This is a genomic window from Azospirillum agricola, assembly GCF_017876095.1.
In the GTDB taxonomy this organism is placed as follows: domain Bacteria; phylum Pseudomonadota; class Alphaproteobacteria; order Azospirillales; family Azospirillaceae; genus Azospirillum; species Azospirillum agricola.
In genome coordinates this window covers 1-18456 of the sequence record NZ_JAGINM010000032.1, presented here as the reverse complement: position 1 = coordinate 18456, position 18456 = coordinate 1, and the positions used below count along the sequence as shown (strand labels likewise).

Here is an 18456-nt window from a genome sequence, read left to right as displayed (position 1 = left end):
ATTCGTATGGAAACGAACTTCCACCGGGGATTGCGAGAAATTTTCCCGAATTAACGTCTGGTAAAGGCTGTCGGCGCCACTCTGACGGGCGCGGGATATTTTCTCATGCGGGGGCTTGCCATGTATTACGCGGAACTCACCGGCCCGAGCGGCACACCATCGTTGCTGTCCACCACCACGAGCGGAACCGGCGCGGCCAAGAAGACCAACGAGCCGAAGGGCGACGCGAAGGCCGCCGACGCCAAGAGCGGCGGCGCGTCCGGATCGCCGGCCTACACGATCAGCGAATCGATGGAATCGCTGCTCGACAGCATTTCGGGCCAAGGGGCGAAGGACGCGGCGAAAAGCGCCGGCGCCGACACCAGCTCCAAGAGCCTCGACCGCGCCAAGCAGGCGCAGGGGCTGATGCAGAGCGCGCTGGACCACGGCAAGGGCCTGGCCGGCACGTTCGACAAGGCCATCGACACGATGAAGCAGGGGCTGGGCGACATCCTGGGCGCTCTCGGCATGTCGTCGGATGGCGTCGCCGACGCCACCGCCGGTTTCGGCGACGCGATGAAATCCAAGCTGGCCGACCTGGATTTCAGCAAGATGGCGGTGGACATGCAGGCCGCCCGCTCGCAATGGTCGATCGAATCGCACGGGATGGAGCTGAGCATCCAGGACGGCGACCGCAAGGTGCAGATCTCCTTCGCCAAGTCGACGCTGGACTTCCGCAAGGACGAGGCGCGGCTCCAGGCGTCGGGCGGCAGCCTGTCGGGCGGTGTCAGCACCACCACGGCGACCGGCAAGTCGACCGGCATCATCGTCCGCGGCGAGGGCTTCAGCGAGGACGAGATCAAGAACATCCTCGGCAAGCTGAACGACATGGCCTCCAAGGCCGGCGGCGACGGGATGAAGGGTCTGGCGGTGCTGAAGCCGACCACCGGCAAGGACGGCATCACCCATCTGAAGCTCGACCTGTCGGTTCCGGTCGAGGGGCTGAGCAGCGGCACCCCCGCCAAGACCACGGCCGGCGCCGCCGACGCCAAGCCGCAAAGCGTGAACATCACCGCCTGATTTTTGTCGCGGGGGCCGGCCGGCGGGGGGCCGGACCGGCGCTTGCGGCGACCGGCGGTCTTGTCTAAAAGCGGAAGGCGACGCTCCGGCGGGCGCGCGAAGGGCCACCCGCTCCACGAGACACGTCATGACCGACCGCGACACCCTGCTGGCCTTGAACCAAGCCTTCTACCGCGCCTTCTCCAACCACGACATGCCCGCCATGGAGGCGCTGTGGGCGGAGCGGCTGCCGGTCTCCTGCATCCACCCCGGCTGGACCGCCCTGTTCGGCCGCGACGCCGTGCTGGCGAGCTGGCGCGACGTGCTGCGGGCGCCCAGCGGCGTCACGGTCCATGCCCGCAACGAGCGGGTGACGCTGCACGGCGACACGGCGCTGGTGGTGTGCGAGGAGATGCTGGGCGGCGCCGTGCTGGCGGCGACCAACCTGTTCGCGCGCGAGGATGGCGTCTGGCGCCTCGCCCATCACCAGTCCGGCCCCATCGCCCAGACCCGCGCCGACGTCGAGCGCCCCGCCCCGCCGCCGCGCCGCCTGCACTGATCCTCACTGGACCACCGCCGCGACCTCCGGCCGCGCCTCGAAACGGCGGACGATGTCGGCGACGACGCTGTCGGCGGTGACGCGGTCGGGATCGCTGTTGGTCAGCGCCACGACCGCCCAGCGATGGGCCCGCGAGAAGGCGATGTAGGCGTTGAAGCCGCCGGTCGATCCCGAGTGCCAGAGGATCGGCGTGCCGTCGGCGGCCCAGGCGACGAACCAGCCCAGCGCCATCGCCCCCGCCCCCAGCGCGCCCGGATCGGCCAGACGGCGGCCGTCCACCTGCACCGACTGGGCGAGCGCCAGCGTCGCCGCCGTTCCGGCTTCGCAACCACCCTTTCCTGTATTGGTTTCCCCCACGTTCGGGCAATCGCCGAGGTTGGCGTGCAGCCAGCGCAGCAGATCGTCGGCCGTCGAATAGAGCCCGAAGGAGGATTGCATCGCCGGCGCCTCCCAGTCGGGAACCGCCCGCCCGCGCGCGTGGCCGACCGCCTTGCGGGCGCGCTGCTCGGCGGTCAGGCGAAGCGAGGTGTCCCTCATCCCGAAACGATCCGTCACCACCCGCTTCAGCAGCGTTTCATAGGACACGCCGGACGCCGCCGTCAGCGCCTCCCCCAGCACCGCCATGCCGACGTTGGAGTAGCGGAAGCGGCTGCCCGGTGGCACCGGAAGGCTGTAGCCGGACAGCCAGGTCGCCACCTCGTCGCGGGTCAGCGGCTTGTAGGGGTTGCGCGGATCGTCCAGCCGGCTCCAGGAGAAGCGGGGCGTCTCCGGCACGTTGGGCAGGCCTGCGGTGTGGGTCGCCAGATCGCGCAGGCGGATCGGCCGTCCCTCGTAATCGGGAACATGCGGCACCCGCGTCAGGTGGCGTTCCAGCGGATCGGAGGCGTCGAGGCGGCCGCTGCGCATCAGCTCGGCCATGATGGTGCCGGTGAAGGGCTTGGTCAGCGAGGCGATCTGGAAGACGGTGCGCCCGTCCGGCGGGCCGCCGTCCGGCCGGCCGCTGTCGCCGCGTCCGACGACGAGGCTGCGGCCGTCATGGATCACCCCGACCACCAGACTGCCCGGACCGGCCAGCGCCAGCCGGTCGTCGACCAGACGGGTCACCGTCTCGCGCAGCGTGTCGTAGCCGACCGCCTCGGTCGGCGCCAGCGGAATGCTCCACAGCGCCAGAACCCACGGGATCCCGATCCACAACCGCCGCATCCCCGCCTCCGTCCCGGAAGACCGAGTTCGGAGAGTGGGAAGGCGGCGGCGGTCCCGGTATCCCCGCGTACGGGGATCAGGCTAAGGCGCCGCCGCGGCGCGCCGGGGTAGCCCGATGCCGCGCGCGGACACCGTAGGGGTGGCTATTCCGTCGGAATCTCCGCCGGGGGCGGGCGGCGGTCCTTGACGATCGACAGCGGCACGTCGTCGGCGGCGATCTCGAAGATCGGATGGCCGTCGAGCAGAGACGGGCAGCGCTTGGCCTGGGTGAAGGCCAGGAAGAAGTCGGCCTTGCGCCAGTCCGGCTCGATGCCGTTGACCAGCCGCAGCCAGGGCGGCAGCTCGAAGCGCACCGCCAGCGTGTTGCCGCAGACGGTCAGCGTGTATTGGCGCGGCGGCGGGTGGCCGTCGTTCTCGCGCTCGACATACTCGATGAGTTCCTGGAGCGCCTCGTGCAGGGAGTTGCCCCAATAGTCCAGTTCGTACTGCCCGTCGGCGCCGCGCACGCCGCCAACGAGCTGGTTGTAGTAGACGTACTGGTTGGGGTGCATCGTGCCGAGCTGCCACGCGTACACCACAGCCACCACCGTCAGGGCCGACGCGAAGCCCTGCCCCAGCGCCCGGCCGCCGCGCTCCGCCAGCGTCCACAGCCGGTCGGCGGCGATGGCCGCCATCACCACCATCGGCGGCACCAGGAACAGGAAATGGCGGATGCCGTTGTAGACCGACGGCCGCATCAGGATGAACAGCAGGATCGGCAGGAAGCCGGCCAGCACCAGCGGCGTGTAGCGCACCGCCGTGAAGGCCCCCGTCCGCCGCAGGCCGCCGCGCGCCAGCCAGACCGCCGCCATGACGATCGCGGCGGCGACGCCGACCAGCACCGCCTCCGGCACCTTCACCGCCAGATAGACCGGCAGATACAGGGCGGGCGGGTCGTTCGAATGGACCATCTGGCCCATGAACAGGGTCTGGATGTCGATCGGGAAATGCGAGACGACGCGCAGCGCCTCCAGCGGGTTGAGCGGCTTCTGCACCGCCCAGGGCCAGAAGAAGGCCATGATGGCGTAGGCGACGGGGATCGCCGGCAACAGCTTGACGAAGGCGAGCCTGGCGTCGTTCAGCACCCAGCGCAGCCCCTCGTGGCGGGCGACCAGCGCGAAATGCAGCAGCATCGCGACCGCGAGGTAGAAGCCGGCCAGCACCCCGCCGATGCGGATCGACAGGGTCAGCCCGAGCACCAGCCCGAACTTCAGCACCGCGCTCAGGCTCGGCCTGGGAAGCTGGTTGAGGATGCGGGTGGCGAAATAGAGCGTCCACACCATGCCGGCGGCGAAGGGCACATCCTTGGTGTTGTTGAACATCGCGCCGTAATAGACGCCGCTCAGCGCCAGCAGCGCCGCCGCGACGAAGCCGGCGCGCGGGCCGGCCAGCAGCCGGGTGTAGCGCCACGTCCCGGCGATGCCGAGCACGCCGACCAGCGCGCAGAGCAGATGCCGCGTCTCGTACTCCTCGAAGGGGGAGATCGGGACGAGCACCGCCGTCACCAGGTCGAACAGCCCGCCGTAGAGGTAGAGGTCCTTGAAATGGAAGGCCGACCGGTCCTGGAAGCCGCTCATGTAGTAGGAGAGCAGCTTCTTGCCGTAGATGTGCTGGACCTCCTCGTCGGTGCTGATGCCGTAGCTGAGGAAGGTCAGCGATGCCAGGATCAGCAGGCCCAGCAGCAGCGCGCGGGTCAGGTCGTCCCACAGCGCGCCCTCGCGGCGCGGCCGCGGCTCCGCCGGGCTCGCCATGGCGACGCCCGCCGTCGGGGAGCGCTTCGACTGGTGGTTCATCGCCGCCGGTTCCCGCCAAAATCCCTGTTGAAGCCGCCCGGATGATCGTCCCGATCATCCTCGTCCTCGAAACCGTGGGCGGAGCGGACGATGAACAGCGGCCGTCCCTTCACCTCGGCGAAGACGCGGCCCAGATAGTCGCCGATGATCCCCAGCGTGATGAGCTGGATGCCGCCCAGGAACAGCACCGCGACCAGCAGCGATTCATAGCCGGGCACGTCGATGCCGTGGAACAGCGTGCGCACCAGACGGATCAGGATGTAGACGAAGGCAACGCCCGACAGCGCCATGCCGACCAGGCTCCACACCCGCAGCGGAAAGGTGGAGAAGGCGGTCAGCCCGTCGAGCGACAGGCGCAGCAGCTTCAGGAAGCCCCATTTGGTGTCGCCGCCGGCGCGCTCCCCCTGCTCGTAGGGGATGGCGGCCTGGCGGAAGCCGACCCAGGCGAAGATGCCCTTCATGAAGCGCGTGCGCTCCGGCATCCGGTTGATGACCTCCACCACCTTGCGGTCCATCAGGCGGAAGTCGCCGACCTCGCGCGGCAGCTTGATCTCCGACAGATGGTCGAAGATCCAGTAGAACATCCGGGCGAACAGGCGGTGCTTCAGGCTCTGCCCGACCCGCGCGTGGCGCACGGCGACGACCACGTCGTAGCCCTCGCGCCATTTCTCCAGGAAGGCGGGCAGCAGTTCGGGCGGGTGCTGGAGGTCGGCGTCCATCGGCACCACGGCGTCGCCGGTGGTCCGCGCCAGCCCGGCCGACAGCGCCAGCTCCTTGCCGAAGTTGCGCGACAGGTCGACCACCTTGATCCGGCTGTCGCGGTCGTGCGCGTCGAGCAGCCGGTCGAGCGTGTCGTCGCGGCTGCCGTCGTTGACGCAGACCACCTCCCAATCGACGTTCAACCCGTCCAGCGCCGGGGTCAGGCGGTCGAACAGGGCGGCGATGTTGGCGCCTTCGTTGAAGAAGGGGATCACCACCGAGAGGCGGGTGCGGTGCGGCCGGTTCACCCGTTGGGCGGCGTCGCCGCGAGCGGCCGGTGCGGCCGGGGTGGGCGCGTCGGAAAGGGACATGGCCAGCCGTCAGGGTCCGTGCGTCGGAAGCCGGGAATGCGGGACGTCGGCGACGGCCCCGGCCGGCCGCTTCGCCCTTCGGCGTATATCATGATCCATGGGAATGTTCAAAACGCCTCTCTTGTGACCGGAAACGGCACAAAAAACGGCCCGGCGCCCCCCTTGGGGCCGGCACCGGCGCCGCCCCGATCCGGCTCCGCAGCGATCAACATCCAGCATCGCCCTTTATTCCGCTCCGCGAAAGCCGGGGGGAACCAGGATGCGGCCCCCCCGGGGGCCCTTTCGCAACCGCAGCGACGCCCGGACCGCCCATATTCCGCTTGCGTGCGGTTCCGCCCTTCGCGCACATAGTCGTCATGATCCTCACCCCCATCGCCATCGACGACATGCCGAAGGCCATCGCCGCCTTCGAAGCCCATCTGGACGGCCACGCGCAGGCGCTGGCCGCCTTCCGGCGGATCGCCGGAACCTGGCCGGTCCGTCCGGCCGGAGAGCCGGGCGGCGGCGTCGACACGCCGGAGCATCGAGCCGAGGCGGTGCGGCTGGCCCACGCCCACGGCATCGACACGCTGGACGAACCGCCGAGCCGCTCCTTCATGTGGGACGGCAAGGTGATCCGCACCGACGTCGAGGCGACCGTCATCGTGCACGAGGTGACGCACTGGCTGTGCGCGGCGCCGGAGCGGCGCACGCTGATCGACTACGGCCTCGGCCCCGGCCCGGAGACCACCGCCCGCAAGGAGGCGCGCGCCGACAAGCGCCTGTGCTTCGAGGACTGCATGCACGAGGAGCAGCAGACCTCGCTGCTCGGCGTGCTGTGGGAGGTCGAGCTGGGCCAGCCCGGCATCCTGGCCTTCCTGGAGCAGAACTGGATGGAGCATTGGGAGCGGCCGAGCACCGCCGCCTTCTTCATCCGCCACGCCGAGGAGCTGTTCGCGCGCGGCCTGATCGATGCCGACGGCCGCCCGACCACCGCGCGCCCCTGGGCCGACGCGCGGCGGTCCGGCTCGCCGGAGGCCCGCCGCCTGGAGACCGGGCGCGAGACCGGACGCCGCGCCGCATGACCCGCCTTTCCTGACCGCCCTTTCCGACCGCCGGGGCGGCGGGTCCCGCCGCTCCTCCCCCTGACGACCCCCGTGGAGGCTGGACCGCCGATGACCCGCTCGCTTCTCGCCCTGACCTCTGTCGCCCTGCTGGCCGCCTCGCCCGTGCTCGCCGACCCGCTGAAGGTCGGCATGATCACCACCCTGTCGGGGCCGGGCGCCGGGCTGGGCATCGACATCCGCGACGGCTTCGCGCTGGCGACCGAGCATCTCGGCGGCAAGCTGGGCGGGCAGGACACGCAGATCGTCGAGGCCGACGACCAGCAGAAGCCGGACGTCGCCGTTGGCTTGGCCAACCGCATGGTCGAGCGCGACCGGGTCAACGTCGTCACCGGCATCGTCTGGTCCAACCTCGCGCTCGCCATGATGCCGACGCTGGCCGCTGGAAAGACCCTGTTCGTCAGCCCCAACGCCGGCCCGTCGCAGCTCGCCGGCAGCCAGTGCAACCCGTATTTCTTCAACGTCGCCTACCAGAACGACACGATCCACGAGGCGATGGGCAAGCATGTCCAGGACGCCGGTTTCAAGAAGGTCTATCTGCTGGCGCCGAACTACCCGGCGGGCAAGGATTCGCTGGCCGGCTTCAAGCGCTACTACAAGGGCACGGTGGCGGGCGAGGTCTACACCCAGGTCGGCCAGCTCGACTACGCCGCCGAACTGGCGCAGTTGAAGGCGGCGGCCCCCGACGCGGTCTTCGCCTTCTACCCCGGCGGCATGGGCATCAACTTCATCAAGCAGTTCGAGCAGGCCGGGCTGAAGGGCGCCACGCCGCTGTTCGGCCCCGGCTTCTCCTTCGACCAGGACATCCTGGCGGCGGTCGGCGAGGCGGCGCTCGGCGCCAAGAACTCGGCGCAGTGGAGCCCCGACCTCGACACCCCGGCCAACGCCAGCTTCGTCAAGGACTTCAAGGCCAAGTTCAACCGCATCCCCTCGATGTACGCGGCCCAGGGCTACGACGCGGCGCTGCTGATCGACGCGGCGGTCAAGGGCGTCGGCGGCGACCTGAAGGACAAGGACAAGCTGCGCGCCGCGATGAAGGCCGCCAAGTTCGACGGCCTGCGCGGATCGTTCCGGCTGAACAACAACCAGTTCCCGATCCAGAACGTCTATCTGCGCGAGGTGGTGAAGGGGGCCGACGGCACCATCACCAACAAGCTGGCCGGCACCGTCTTCACCGACCACGCCGATTCCTACGCCAAGGACTGCGCGATGAAGTGAGGACGGCGCCGTCATGCCCATGTCGATGGATCTCCTGCTTCTCGCCGAACAGGGGCTGAACGGGCTGCAACTGGGGGTGATGCTGTTCCTGATGGCGGCCGGGCTGACGCTCGTGTTCGGCATCATGGATCTGATCAACCTCGCCCACGGCTCCTTCTACATGGTCGGCGCCTATCTGACGGCGGCGCTGGTGCCGGTGCTCGGCGGCTTCCTGCCGGCGCTGGCGGTCGCCGTCCTGCTGACAGCACTGCTCGGGCTGGCGGTGGAGGCGGTGGCGCTGCGCACGCTCTACCGCCGCGACCATCTCGACCAGGTGCTGGCGACCTTCGGGCTGATCCTGTTCTTCAACGAGCTGATCCGCATCCTGTTCGGCCCGGTGCCGATCTTCCTGAACCCGCCGGCGGCGCTGGCCGGCACGGTCGATCTGTGGGGGCTGACATACCCGGCCTTCCGGCTGGCGATCCTCGGCACCGGGCTGGCGGTGGCGCTGGGTCTTTGGCTGCTGATATCGAAGACTCGGGTCGGCATGCTGATCCGCGCCGGCGCCACCAACCGCGAGATGGTGATGGCGCTGGGCGTCGACGTGCGGCTGCTGTTCGGGCTGGTCTTCGCGCTCGGCTGCGGGCTGGCCGGGTTGGCCGGCGCCATGGCCGGGCCGGTGCTGGCGGTGCAGGTCGGCATGGGCGAGCAGATCCTGATCCTGACCTTCGTCGTGATCGTGATCGGCGGCATCGGCTCGATCCGCGGCGCCTTCGCCGGGGCGCTGCTGGTGGGCGTGGTCGACACGCTGGGCCGCGCCCTGCTGCCCGCCACCTTCCGGCTGGTGATGGACGCCGCCAGCGCCAACGCGGCGGGGGCGGCGGCGGCGTCGATGGCGATCTACGTGTTGATGGCGCTGGTGCTGGCCGTCCGGCCCAAGGGATTGTTTCCGGCGGCGTAACGGATCGGGTCGGTCATTCCGGCCTCGGAAAAGCCCTTCAGCCGCAGCAGGCAGCTGTCGCAGGTGCCGCAGGAGGTCCCGTCCGGCGCCGGATCGTAGCAGGAGTGGGTCAGGCTGTAATCGACCCCCAGCTCCAGCCCGCGCCGGACGATCGCCGCCTTGTCGAGCGTCATCAGCGGCGCGTGGATCTTGAAGCGGCTGGTGCCCTCCACCCCGGCCTTGGTGGCGAGGTTGGCGAGAGTCTCGAAGGCGGCGATGTATTCGGGCCGGCAGTCGGGATAGCCGGAATAATCCAGCGCGTTGACGCCGATGAAGAGGTCCTGCGCGCCGAGCGTCTCCGCCCAGGCCAGCGCGAAGGACAGGAACACCGTGTTGCGCGCCGGCACGTAGGTGACGGGGATGCCGGCGCCGAGGTCGGCGGCGGTCTCGTGCTTGGGCACGTCGATGGAGTCGGTCAGGGCCGAACCGCCGAAGGCGCGCAGGTCGATGTCGGCGACGACGTGCCGCTCGACGCCCATGGCGGCGACCACCCGGCGGGCGGCGTCGAGTTCCACCGAATGGCGCTGGCCGTAGCGGAAGCTCAGCGCGTTGACCCGATAGCCCTCATGCTTGGCGATGGCGAGCACCGTCGTCGAATCGAGCCCGCCACTGACCAGAACCACCGCATCCTTGGCCGTCATCGCGCATGTCCTTTCGTCAAACCTGGAGAGCCGGCATACTTGCCCTTGCCGTCCCGAACGTTCCATCTGCGGAGGGCAGGGGTTTTGACACAGATGAACACAGATGGACACAGATGAACACGGATGCGGAAAGCCCCGCCGACAAGGATCCGCTGACACAAGCGATCATCGGCGCCGCGTTCGAGGTCGCGAATATCCTGGGCCGTGGCTTTCTGGAGGCGGTCTATCGCAAGGCGTTGACGCACGAACTCCGATCCCGTGGGCTTCCGGTGCGCGAAGAGATCGAATTCAAGATCGATTACAAGGGTGTCCATGTCGGGCGCTATGTTGCCGATATGATCGTCGCCGACAGCATCGTCGTCGAAATCAAAGCGGTGGACGCCATCATCCCCACCCATGTCGGCCAGACGTTGAATTATCTGCGTGCCAGCGGCCTGCGGAAGGGACTCGTCCTGAATTTCGGTTCTTCCCGACTGGGCTTCAAACGGGTGGCGCTGTAGCGGAAAACCGACCACGCATCCCCGTTCATCTGTGTTTATCTGTGTTCATCTGTGTCAAGAAATAGCCCTCCCGCTGCCCGCCCCAAGCCGACATGCCCGCCCTGACCCGCTCCCGCATCGCCCTGGCCGTTCTGCTGATCGCCGCCCTCGCCCTGCCGAGCGTCGCGGCCTGGATGGACGAGCCCTTCTATCTGCGGCTCGGCGCCCGCATCCTCGTCTTCGCGCTGGCCGCCGTCAGCCTCGACCTGATCCTCGGCTTCGGCGGGATGGTCAGCTTCGGGCATGCCGCCTTCGTCGGGATCGGCGGTTACGCCGTCGGCATCCTCTTCGCCCACCAGGCCGAGGGCTCCACCCTGTTCGGCTGGCCGGGCACGACCAACGGCTTCATCGTCTGGCCGCTCGCCATGCTGGCCGGGGCGCTGGCGGCGCTGCCCATCGGGGCGATCTCGCTGCGCACGACCGGCGTGCCCTTCATCATGATCACGCTCGCCTTCGCGCAGATGCTGTTCTACCTGATGACCGGGCTGAAGGCGTATGGCGGCGACGACGGGGTGGCGCTGTGGAGCCGCTCGACCTTCCCCGGCGGCCCCGACATCGCCGACCACGCCACCTTCTACTACGTGGCGCTCGGCCTGCTGCTGGCGGCGCTGCTGCTCGGCTGGCGTCTGGTGAACTCCCGCTTCGGCCGCGTCATCCGCGGCGCCAAGGACAACGAGCGGCGGATGCGGGCGCTGGGATATCCGGTCACCCGCTACAAGCTGGCCGCCTTCGTCATCGCCGGCGCGCTCGCCGGTCTGGCGGGCGCCCTGCTCGCCAACGCCACGCTGTTCGTCGGCCCGCAATATCTGCACTGGAGCCGATCCGGCGACCTGATCGTGATGGTCGTGCTCGGCGGCATCGGCACGCTGGTCGGCCCGGTGCTGGGCGCCGCCGCCCTGCTGCTGCTGGAGGAATACGTCCCCGAGCTGATGAACCTCGCCCACGCCGGGCTCGGCGAGCATTGGAAGATCGTGCTCGGCCCCATCCTTCTCGGTCTGGTGCTGTTCGCCCGCAAGGGCCTGTGGGGCGTCATCGCCGGGAACCGCGCTCCATGACCGCCGCCCCCCTGCTGGAAGCCCGCGAACTGGTGAAGCGCTTCGGCGGCCTGAACGCCACCGACCGCCTGTCGCTGAGCGTCGCCAAGGGCGAACTCCACGCCCTGATCGGCCCCAACGGCGCCGGCAAGACCACCCTGATCGGCCAGCTCTCCGGCGAGCTGAAACCCGACGGGGGCCGCATCCTGTTCGACGGCCGCGACGTCACCACCCTGCCCGTCCATCGGCGCGCCCAGCGCGGCCTCGCCCGCAGCTTCCAGATCACCTCGGTGTTCCCCAGCTTCACGGCGCTCGACAACGTGGCGCTGGCGGTGCAGGCCCACGCCGGCCACAGCTTCCGCTTCTGGCGCGACGCCGCCCGCGATCCCGCCTTGAGCGACCCGGCCCGTGCTGTGCTGGAGCGGGTCGGGCTCGGCCCGCGCGCGAACACCCCGGCCTCGGCGCTGGCCCATGGCGAGAAGCGGCAGCTGGAGCTGGCGATGGCGCTCGCCACCGGCCCGAAGCTGCTGCTGCTCGACGAGCCGATGGCCGGCATGGGACCCGAGGAGTCCACCCGCATGGTGCGCCTGCTGGCCGAGCTGAAGGGCGGCGTCACCATCCTGCTGGTCGAGCACGACATGGACGCGGTGTTCGCGCTCGCAGACCGCATCACCGTGCTGGTGCGCGGGGCGGCGCTGGCGACCGGCGCTCCCGCCGCGATCCGCGCCGACGCGGCCGTGCGCGAGGCCTATCTCGGCGACGAGCGGGAGGCGGTGTGATGGAGCCCCTGCTGCACATCGATGGGCTGACCGCCGCCTACGGTCAGAGCCAGGTCCTGTTCGGCATGTCCCTGTCGGTGGGGGCCGGCGAGGTCGCCACCCTGATGGGCCGTAACGGCATGGGCAAGACGACGACGATCCGCTCGATCCTCGGCCTGATGCGCCCGACCGGCGGCAGCCTGCGTTTCGAGGGGATGGAACTGTCGGGCCAGCCGCCGCACCGAATCGCGCGCGCCGGCATCGCGCTGGTGCCGGAAGGCCGGCAGGTCTTCCCCACCCTGACCGTGCATGAGAACCTGATCGCCACCGCCGCCAACCGGCACGGCAGCCGCACTCCCTGGACGGTCGAGCGCGTCCACGCCCTGTTCCCGCGTCTGGCCGAGCGCGCCGGCAACCTCGCCCGCAACCTGTCGGGCGGCGAACAGCAGATGCTCGCCATCGGCCGCGCCCTGATGACCAACCCGAAGCTGCTGATCCTCGACGAGGCGACCGAGGGCCTGGCCCCGCTGGTGCGCGCCGAGATCTGGATCTGCCTCGCCCAGTTGAAGGCGGAGGGGCAGGCGATCCTGGTCGTGGACAAGACGGTGGCGGCGCTGGCCCGCCTCGCCGACCGGCACCACGTCATCGAGAAGGGCCGTCTGGCCTGGAGCGGCGACTCGGCGGCCCTGCTGGCCGACCCCGGCCTGAAGGAGCGCTACCTCGGCGTCTGAACGCCCCTACCCCGGTGGAACCCCCTCAGACGGCGCCTGCACCCAGGCGGCGTATTGCGCGCGCAGCAGCTCGAACGCCGCGACCAGCCCGACCGCCCCGGCGTAGGCGGTCAGCAGCAGTTGCTCCGGCGGCAGCCCGGCCTGGACGCTGGCGAGCAGGGACCCGAGGAACGGCCCGCCGATCAACACCGCCCCAAGCCACAGCGGCTCGCCCGACAGCCAGCCGCCCAGCACCCGCCGCGTCGCCCGCGACAGGCGCAGGGCCCGCCCGGCCTTGCGCTCCAGCGCCTCCAGGCTGCCCGCCCGCAGTTCGGCGACCCGTCCGCCGGCGCGGTCGAGAAACACGACGCCCACCTTCAGCCCGTGCCGCCGCACCGACGCCCGCACCGCGCCGACCGGCGCTCCGTCGCTCCGCAGGGTGTCGAGCAGGATGGCGTTGCCGCCGAGGCTCGGCAGGGCATCGCGCACGGCGTCCGGAGTCTCGCCCCAGGCGGCGAGCGCGCTCAGCAGCCGGTCGGCGTCGTCGCAGGGCAGGTTGTCCTCATGAAGAAGCCGACCGCCGGGGCCGCTGACGCGCAGCGCCAGCACCCCCTCGGCCGGGTCGTGCTGGCCGTGAACACGGCGGCCGTCTTCGGCCGCGTAGGAAAAACGCAGCGCACCGTCGTGGCGATCCAGCGTGTTCATGGCGGCGGCATCCCCCGGCGGTGCTTGGTTCGGTCGAACGTCCAACAAACAGGACGCGCGAACGGCCACCGAAGGGGCGGTGCGCAAAGGTGGAACGCCGAAAAGGCCGCCCGCCCAAAGGAAGATCGGGGCGGCGGCCTTCGTCGGCCGGACGTCCGGAGCTTACGCCCCGGCGCCGTACACGCGGTCGAGATCCGCGTCGGTGAAGTGGTAGTCGGTCGAGCAGAACTGGCAGGTCACCTCGACCCGGCCGTCGTCGATCTTCAACTCCTGCACCTCCTCGCGCGGCAGGCTCTGCAACATCGTCTCCACCCGCTCGCGCGAGCAGCGGCAGCCGAAACGCAGGCCATGCTCGGCATAGGTGCGCACGCCGTCCTCATGGAACAGGCGGTAGAGCAGGTCGGCCGCCGGCAGGTCGCGGTCGAGCAGTTCGTCGCCGGTCACGCTGGCCATCAGCGCCATGGCGCGGCGCCAATCGTCCTCGTTGTCCGAGGCGAGGACGTTCTGCTCCTGCGGCAGGCGCTGCACCATGATGCCGCCGGCCCGCCAGCCGCCCGGCGTGCCGTCCGGGTTGGTCGCCCGGTCCACCGCCACCGACAGGCCGGTGTCGATCTGCTCCGACTGGCGGAAGTAGTGCTGGACGCAGTCGGTCAGCGTCTTGCCGTACAGCTCGACGATTCCCTGGTAGCGGTCGGTGTCGGGGCCCTGGTCGACCGTGAAGGCGATGTAGCCCTTGCCGAGCAGGGCCGCCGCCGGGGCGATGTCGACGTCCCGCTCGGCCTTGGCGAGTTCCGCCGCGTCGAACTGGGCGTAGGCGCGCACGTCGCCGACCGAGGTCACGTCGGCCACCATCATCTTGACGGCGCCCTCGCCCTTGGTCTGGAGCGTGAAGATCCCCTCGTACTTCAGCATGCTGGCGAGCAGGACCGCGAGCGCCGCCGTCTCCGCCAGGAAGCGGGCGATGGTCGGGGGATAGTCGTGGCGCGTCAGAATCTCGTCGATGGCCGGGCCGAGCTTGACCATGCGGCCGCGCAGCCGGGACGCCTCGATCTGAAAGGGCAGCACCAGATCGTCGGCGAGAGGACGGACGGAAGGATCGTCCATGAACGGATTCCTTGGCAAAAGACCGGAACGAAGGGCGAAAGGACCAAGATCGGCGCGGCCATGGGCCGAATCAAGGTGGGGTGGAGTCGGGTTGGGCAGGGCACCCATGCAAAACCCCTCTTCCACAGGGGAAGAGGGGTCATGAAGCCGGAAGAGAAAGCGGTCGTTACGCCTTGGCGCCCATGCACCAGGCCAGGATCGCCTTCTGGGCGTGCAGGCGGTTCTCCGCCTCGTCCCAGACCACCGAATGGCGACCGTCGATCACGCCGTCCGTCACCTCCTCCCCGCGATGGGCGGGCAGGCAGTGCATGAACAGCGCGTCGGGGTGGGCAAGGTCCATCAGCGCCTCGTTCACCTGATAGGGGGTGAGGATCGCCGCGCGCTCGTCCACGTCGGTGTTGTGCATCGAGGCCCAGGCGTCGGTGATGACGCATTCGGCGCCGCGCACCGCCTCCTCCGGCGAGTCGGTGACGACCAGACGGCCGGTGCCCTCCGCCTTCGCCCAGTCCAGCAAAGCCTGCGGGACGCCGTACTGCGCCGGGCAGGCCAGACGGAACTCGAAGTCGAAGCGCACGGCGGCGTGCGCCCAGCTCACCGCCACGTTGTTGCAGTCGCCGGTCCAGGCCACCACCCGCCCGCCGATCGGGCCGCGATGCTCCTCGAAGGTCATCACGTCGGCCATGATCTGGCAGGGGTGGGTCTGGTCGGTCAGGCCGTTGATGATCGGGATGCTGGCGTGGGCGGCCAGCTCGTGCACCCGCTCCTCGCCGGTCGTCCGCACCATCACCGCGTCGACGAAGCGCGACAGCACGCGCGCGGTGTCGCCGATGGTCTCGCCACGGCCGAGCTGCATGTCGTCGGGCTTCAGCACGACGACGTTGCCGCCGAGCTGGCGCATGCCGACCTCGAACGACACACGGGTGCGGGTCGAGGGCTTCTCGAAGATCAGCGCCAGCGTCTGGCCGGCCAGCAGGTCGGCGTGGGCGTTGCGGTCCTTCCTGAACGCGGCCTTGATGGCGACGGCGCGGTCGAGGATGCGGCGGAGCGTCTGCGAATCGAGCCGGTCGACGTCGAGGAAATGCCGGACGTTGCTCATGCCGTCCACTCCCGCGCGGTCTGGTCGAGGATGGCGACGGCCTCCTCCACCTGCTGTTCGGTGATGATCAGCGGCGGCAGCAGGCGCACGACGTTGTCGCCGGCGGGGACCGACAGCATTCCGTTGGCGCGCAGCTTCGCCACCACGTCGCCGACCGGCTGGGCCAGCTTCAGCCCGAGCAGCAGGCCCTGGCCGCGCAGCTCCAGGAAGAAGGCCGGGTGCCTGGCGATCAGATCCGTCAGCCGGCCCTGGAGGACGTCCGCGATGCGCTGCACGCCGTCGAGGAAGCCCGGTTCCAGCACGACATCGAGCACGGCGTTGCCGACGGCGGTCGCCAGCGGGTTGCCGCCGTAGGTCGAGCCGTGGGTGCCGGCGGTCATGCCGGACGCCGCGCGCTCGGTGGCGAGGCAGGCGCCGAGCGGGAAGCCGCCGCCGATGCCCTTGGCGATGGCCATGACGTCCGGCGTGATGCCGGCCCATTCATGGGCGAACAGCTTGCCGGTGCGCCCGACGCCGGTCTGGATCTCGTCGAAGAACAGCAGCAGGCCGAACTCGTCGCAGACCTCGCGCAGGCCGCGCAGGAACTCGACCGAGCCGGTGCGGATGCCGCCCTCGCCCTGGATCGGCTCGACGCAGATGCCGCCGGTCTCGGGCGTGATGGCGTTGCGCAGCTCGTTCAGATTGCCGAAGGCGACCTGGTCGAAGCCGTCGAGCAGCGGGCCGAAGCCCTTCACCAGCTTCTCCTGCTTGGCGGCGGAGATCGACGCCAGCGTGCGGCCGTGGAAGGCCTGCTCGAAGGTGATGATGCGGGTCTTCTGCGGGTTGCCGTTCTCGTAATGATACTTGCGGATCGTCTTGGCGCCGCACTCCCACGCCTCGGCGCCCGAGTTCGTGAAGAACACGGTGTCGGCGAAGGTCACCTCGGTCAGACGCTTGGCGAGGCTCTCCTGCCCGGCGACGCGGAACAGGTTGGAGGTGTGCCAGACCTTGTTCGCCTGCTCGGTCAGCGCCTTGATCAAGTAAGGATGCGCGTGCCCCAGGGCGTTCACCGCCACGCCGGCGGCGAAGTCGAGGAATCGTCGCCCGTCGGTCGCGTAGAGGTACGGACCTTCGCCACGCTCGAAGACGACATCGGCGCGGGCGTATGTGGGCATAACGACGGGGATCACGGCTTGGGCCTCCCAAAACGGAAAAGCCCGGCGGACATCCCTGTCCGCCGGGAAGCGGCAAATATCCGGAGATCGATAGGTTCTGTCAACGGATTGCGGCCGGAATCCTCGCGGATTCCAGTGGTTTCACGCCTTAAGCTTGTAACCGGTCTTGAACATGCGCCACGCCAGCCACCACAGCCCGGCGTTCACCCCCAGCATCACCGCGACCCCCAGCCACAGCGACCCGTCCGAGTGGCCGATGAAGCCGTAGCGGAAGCCGTCGATCATGTAGAAGAACGGGTCGAAATGGGCGATCCACCAGAAGACCGTCGGCAGCGTGTCGAGCGAATAGAAGGTGCCCGACAGGAAGGACAGCGGCGTCACCACGAAGTTGGTGACGGCGGCGATGTTGTCGAACTTCTCCGACCAGACGCCGCCGATCAGCCCGACCAGCGACAGCAGCATCGAGGCCATCACCGCGTGGAACAGGACGAAGCCGGGGTGCGGCATGTGCAGCGGCACGAAGGCCCAGATCGTCAGCCCGGTGACCAGCCCGACCACCACGCCGCGCGTGACACCGCCCAGCACGAAGCCGCTGACCAGCTCCATCGGCGACAGCGGCGGCATCAGGATGTCGACGATGTTGCCCTGGACCTTGGCGATCACCACGGAGGAGGATGTGTTGGCGAAGGCGTTCTGCACCATCGCCATCATCATCAGGCCGGGGGCCAGGAACTCCAGGTAGGGCGTCGGCCCGATCATCCGCACGGCCGAGCCCAGCGACAGGGCGAAGACCGCGTAATATAGCATCGTCGTCACCACCGGCGCCCAGACGGTCTGCTGGTGGACCTTGACGAAGCGACGCACCTCGCGGGCGTAGAGCGTCCAAAGGCCGATCCAGTTGACGGACCCGATGGCGCGCGGCATGGGAGGAAGGGGATGGGTCATCGCGTCACGATTTCACACAAGGGAAAGGCGACGGACTGTACGGTCCACCGACCGACCCGGCAACCACCGCCGCCACGAGGACAGCCATGACACGCGACACCCCGCCCTCCCCGCGCGATGCCCGGCCGGCGGCCAAACCCGTCAAGCGCGTGACCCCGCAGTATCTGGAGAACGCGGCGCTGCATTACCTGGAGCGCTTCGCCAGCTCCACCGCCAACCTGCGCGGCGTCCTGCTGCGCAAGGTCCGGCGCTCCGCCCAGGCCCACGGCACCGACCCGGAGGAAGGCGCCCGCTGGATCGAGGAGCTGCTGGCCCGCTACGTGCGCAGCGGCCTGCTGAACGACGAGACCTACGCGCGGATGCGCACGGAGAGCCTGCACCGGCGCGGCGCCTCGACCCGCGCCATCGCCCAGAAGCTGGCGGTCAAGGGGATCGGCCGCGACGAGGCGGACAAGGCATTGGAGACTCTGCGCGAGGATGTCGGACCGGACTTGGACCTGACGGCGGCGCTGGCTCTGGCCAGGCGGCGGCGACTCGGGGTCTACCGGCTGCCGGAGGCGCGGGCCGCGCACCGGGAGAAGGACATGGCGGCGCTGGGCCGCGCCGGATTCGGCTATGAGATCGCCCGCCGGGTTGTGGACGCCGAATCGCCGGAGGCTCTGCTGGAGGAGTGATACCGGCTCACGCCTGAGCTGACTCTCGGGCCGCATGGGATTCCCAAATTATAGCGAGCATGATTCACTGAAGCTCCACCGGGAGTGGGAGTAA

The 18456-nt window shown here is 69.5% G+C and carries 19 protein-coding genes; 10 read left to right on the top strand and 9 right to left on the bottom strand.

Translation table 11 applies throughout. The annotated features are described in order from the left end of the window. The first annotated feature begins 105 nt into the window (after positions 1–105). Both J2847_RS30500 and J2847_RS30495 read left to right on the top strand, forming a co-directional pair. On the top strand, positions 106–1059 hold the full coding sequence (locus J2847_RS30500; protein ID WP_233474893.1) for a hypothetical protein: 954 nt from the start codon (positions 106–108) through the stop codon (positions 1057–1059). Between the two features lie 127 nt (positions 1060–1186). Beyond that, entirely contained in the window at positions 1187–1597 is a 411-nt protein-coding gene (locus tag J2847_RS30495) for a nuclear transport factor 2 family protein (RefSeq protein WP_209782493.1), read from the top strand. A gap of 3 nt (positions 1598–1600) precedes the next feature. Here the strand turns inward: J2847_RS30495 and J2847_RS30490 are convergent, their stop codons facing one another. The 3 genes from J2847_RS30490 to J2847_RS30480 form a co-directional block, all read right to left on the bottom strand. Beyond that, the gene (locus tag J2847_RS30490; RefSeq protein WP_209782492.1) at positions 1601–2800 is read right to left on the bottom strand and encodes a serine hydrolase domain-containing protein; all 1200 of its coding nucleotides are present in this window, start codon (positions 2798–2800) and stop codon (positions 1601–1603) included. A 143-nt stretch (positions 2801–2943) separates the two neighbouring features. Next, the gene (locus J2847_RS30485; protein WP_209782491.1) at positions 2944–4632 is read right to left on the bottom strand and encodes a glycosyltransferase family 39 protein; all 1689 of its coding nucleotides are present in this window, start codon (positions 4630–4632) and stop codon (positions 2944–2946) included. Then, on the bottom strand, positions 4629–5702 hold the full coding sequence (locus J2847_RS30480; protein WP_209782490.1) for a glycosyltransferase family 2 protein: 1074 nt from the start codon (positions 5700–5702) through the stop codon (positions 4629–4631). Before J2847_RS30480 ends, J2847_RS30485 begins: the two co-directional genes overlap by 4 nt. Before the next feature lie 356 nt (positions 5703–6058). Here J2847_RS30480 and J2847_RS30475 point away from each other — a divergent pair, with 356 nt between their 5' ends. From J2847_RS30475 to J2847_RS30465, 3 genes are all read left to right on the top strand, one after another. After that, positions 6059–6766 carry an elongation factor P hydroxylase gene (locus J2847_RS30475; RefSeq protein ID WP_233474892.1) on the top strand — a complete coding sequence of 236 codons (708 nt, stop codon included), beginning with the start codon at positions 6059–6061 and terminating at the stop codon, positions 6764–6766. Between the two features lie 90 nt (positions 6767–6856). Next, positions 6857–8023, top strand: a complete 1167-nt coding sequence (locus J2847_RS30470; protein WP_209782489.1) for an ABC transporter substrate-binding protein — start codon at positions 6857–6859, stop codon at positions 8021–8023. A gap of 25 nt (positions 8024–8048) precedes the next feature. Then, the gene (locus tag J2847_RS30465; RefSeq protein WP_209782526.1) at positions 8049–8963 is read left to right on the top strand and encodes a branched-chain amino acid ABC transporter permease; all 915 of its coding nucleotides are present in this window, start codon (positions 8049–8051) and stop codon (positions 8961–8963) included. Here the strand turns inward: J2847_RS30465 and queC are convergent. Then, a complete protein-coding gene (gene queC, locus J2847_RS30460) occupies positions 8903–9643 on the bottom strand; it encodes a 7-cyano-7-deazaguanine synthase QueC (RefSeq protein ID WP_209782488.1) in 741 nt (246 codons plus the stop codon). The genes J2847_RS30465 and queC overlap by 61 nt on opposite strands. Positions 9644–9756: 113 nt before the next feature. Between queC and J2847_RS30455 the strand changes: the two genes are divergently transcribed. The 4 genes from J2847_RS30455 to J2847_RS30440 all read left to right on the top strand — a co-directional run bounded on the left by J2847_RS30455 (position 9757) and on the right by J2847_RS30440 (position 12705). Further along, positions 9757–10143 (top strand): GxxExxY protein, encoded by a 387-nt coding sequence (locus J2847_RS30455; protein WP_209782487.1) that lies wholly within the window; start codon positions 9757–9759, stop codon positions 10141–10143. Between the two features lie 92 nt (positions 10144–10235). After that, on the top strand, positions 10236–11237 hold the full coding sequence (locus J2847_RS30450; RefSeq protein ID WP_209782486.1) for a branched-chain amino acid ABC transporter permease: 1002 nt from the start codon (positions 10236–10238) through the stop codon (positions 11235–11237). Further along, a complete protein-coding gene (locus tag J2847_RS30445) occupies positions 11234–11995 on the top strand; it encodes an ABC transporter ATP-binding protein (RefSeq protein WP_209782485.1) in 762 nt (253 codons plus the stop codon). The genes J2847_RS30450 and J2847_RS30445 overlap by 4 nt, the downstream gene beginning before the upstream one ends. After that, positions 11995–12705 carry an ABC transporter ATP-binding protein gene (locus J2847_RS30440; protein WP_411800659.1) on the top strand — a complete coding sequence of 237 codons (711 nt, stop codon included), beginning with the start codon at positions 11995–11997 and terminating at the stop codon, positions 12703–12705. The genes J2847_RS30445 and J2847_RS30440 overlap by 1 nt, the downstream gene beginning before the upstream one ends. 6 nt (positions 12706–12711) lie before the next feature. Here the strand turns inward: J2847_RS30440 and J2847_RS30435 are convergent, their stop codons facing one another. From J2847_RS30435 to J2847_RS30415, 5 genes are all read right to left on the bottom strand, one after another. Further along, positions 12712–13389 (bottom strand): hypothetical protein, encoded by a 678-nt coding sequence (locus J2847_RS30435; RefSeq protein ID WP_209782484.1) that lies wholly within the window; start codon positions 13387–13389, stop codon positions 12712–12714. Between the two features lie 162 nt (positions 13390–13551). Continuing rightward, a complete protein-coding gene (locus tag J2847_RS30430) occupies positions 13552–14493 on the bottom strand; it encodes an Hsp33 family molecular chaperone (RefSeq protein WP_209782483.1) in 942 nt (313 codons plus the stop codon). Positions 14494–14659: 166 nt separating this feature from the next. After that, positions 14660–15589, bottom strand: coding sequence for an ornithine carbamoyltransferase (gene argF / locus J2847_RS30425; RefSeq protein ID WP_209782482.1), 930 nt, complete (start codon positions 15587–15589; stop codon positions 14660–14662). Then, complete coding sequence (locus J2847_RS30420; RefSeq protein WP_325169518.1) at positions 15586–16758, bottom strand: aspartate aminotransferase family protein; 1173 nt, start codon at positions 16756–16758, stop codon at positions 15586–15588. The genes argF and J2847_RS30420 overlap by 4 nt, the downstream gene beginning before the upstream one ends. Before the next feature lie 126 nt (positions 16759–16884). Then, positions 16885–17688, bottom strand: a complete 804-nt coding sequence (locus tag J2847_RS30415; RefSeq protein ID WP_209782481.1) for an ABC transporter permease — start codon at positions 17686–17688, stop codon at positions 16885–16887. Positions 17689–17774: 86 nt separating this feature from the next. On the opposite strand from J2847_RS30415, the gene J2847_RS30410 reads away from it, so the two are divergent. Continuing rightward, positions 17775–18362, top strand: coding sequence for a regulatory protein RecX (locus tag J2847_RS30410; protein ID WP_209782480.1), 588 nt, complete (start codon positions 17775–17777; stop codon positions 18360–18362). Positions 18363–18456 lie beyond the last annotated feature (94 nt).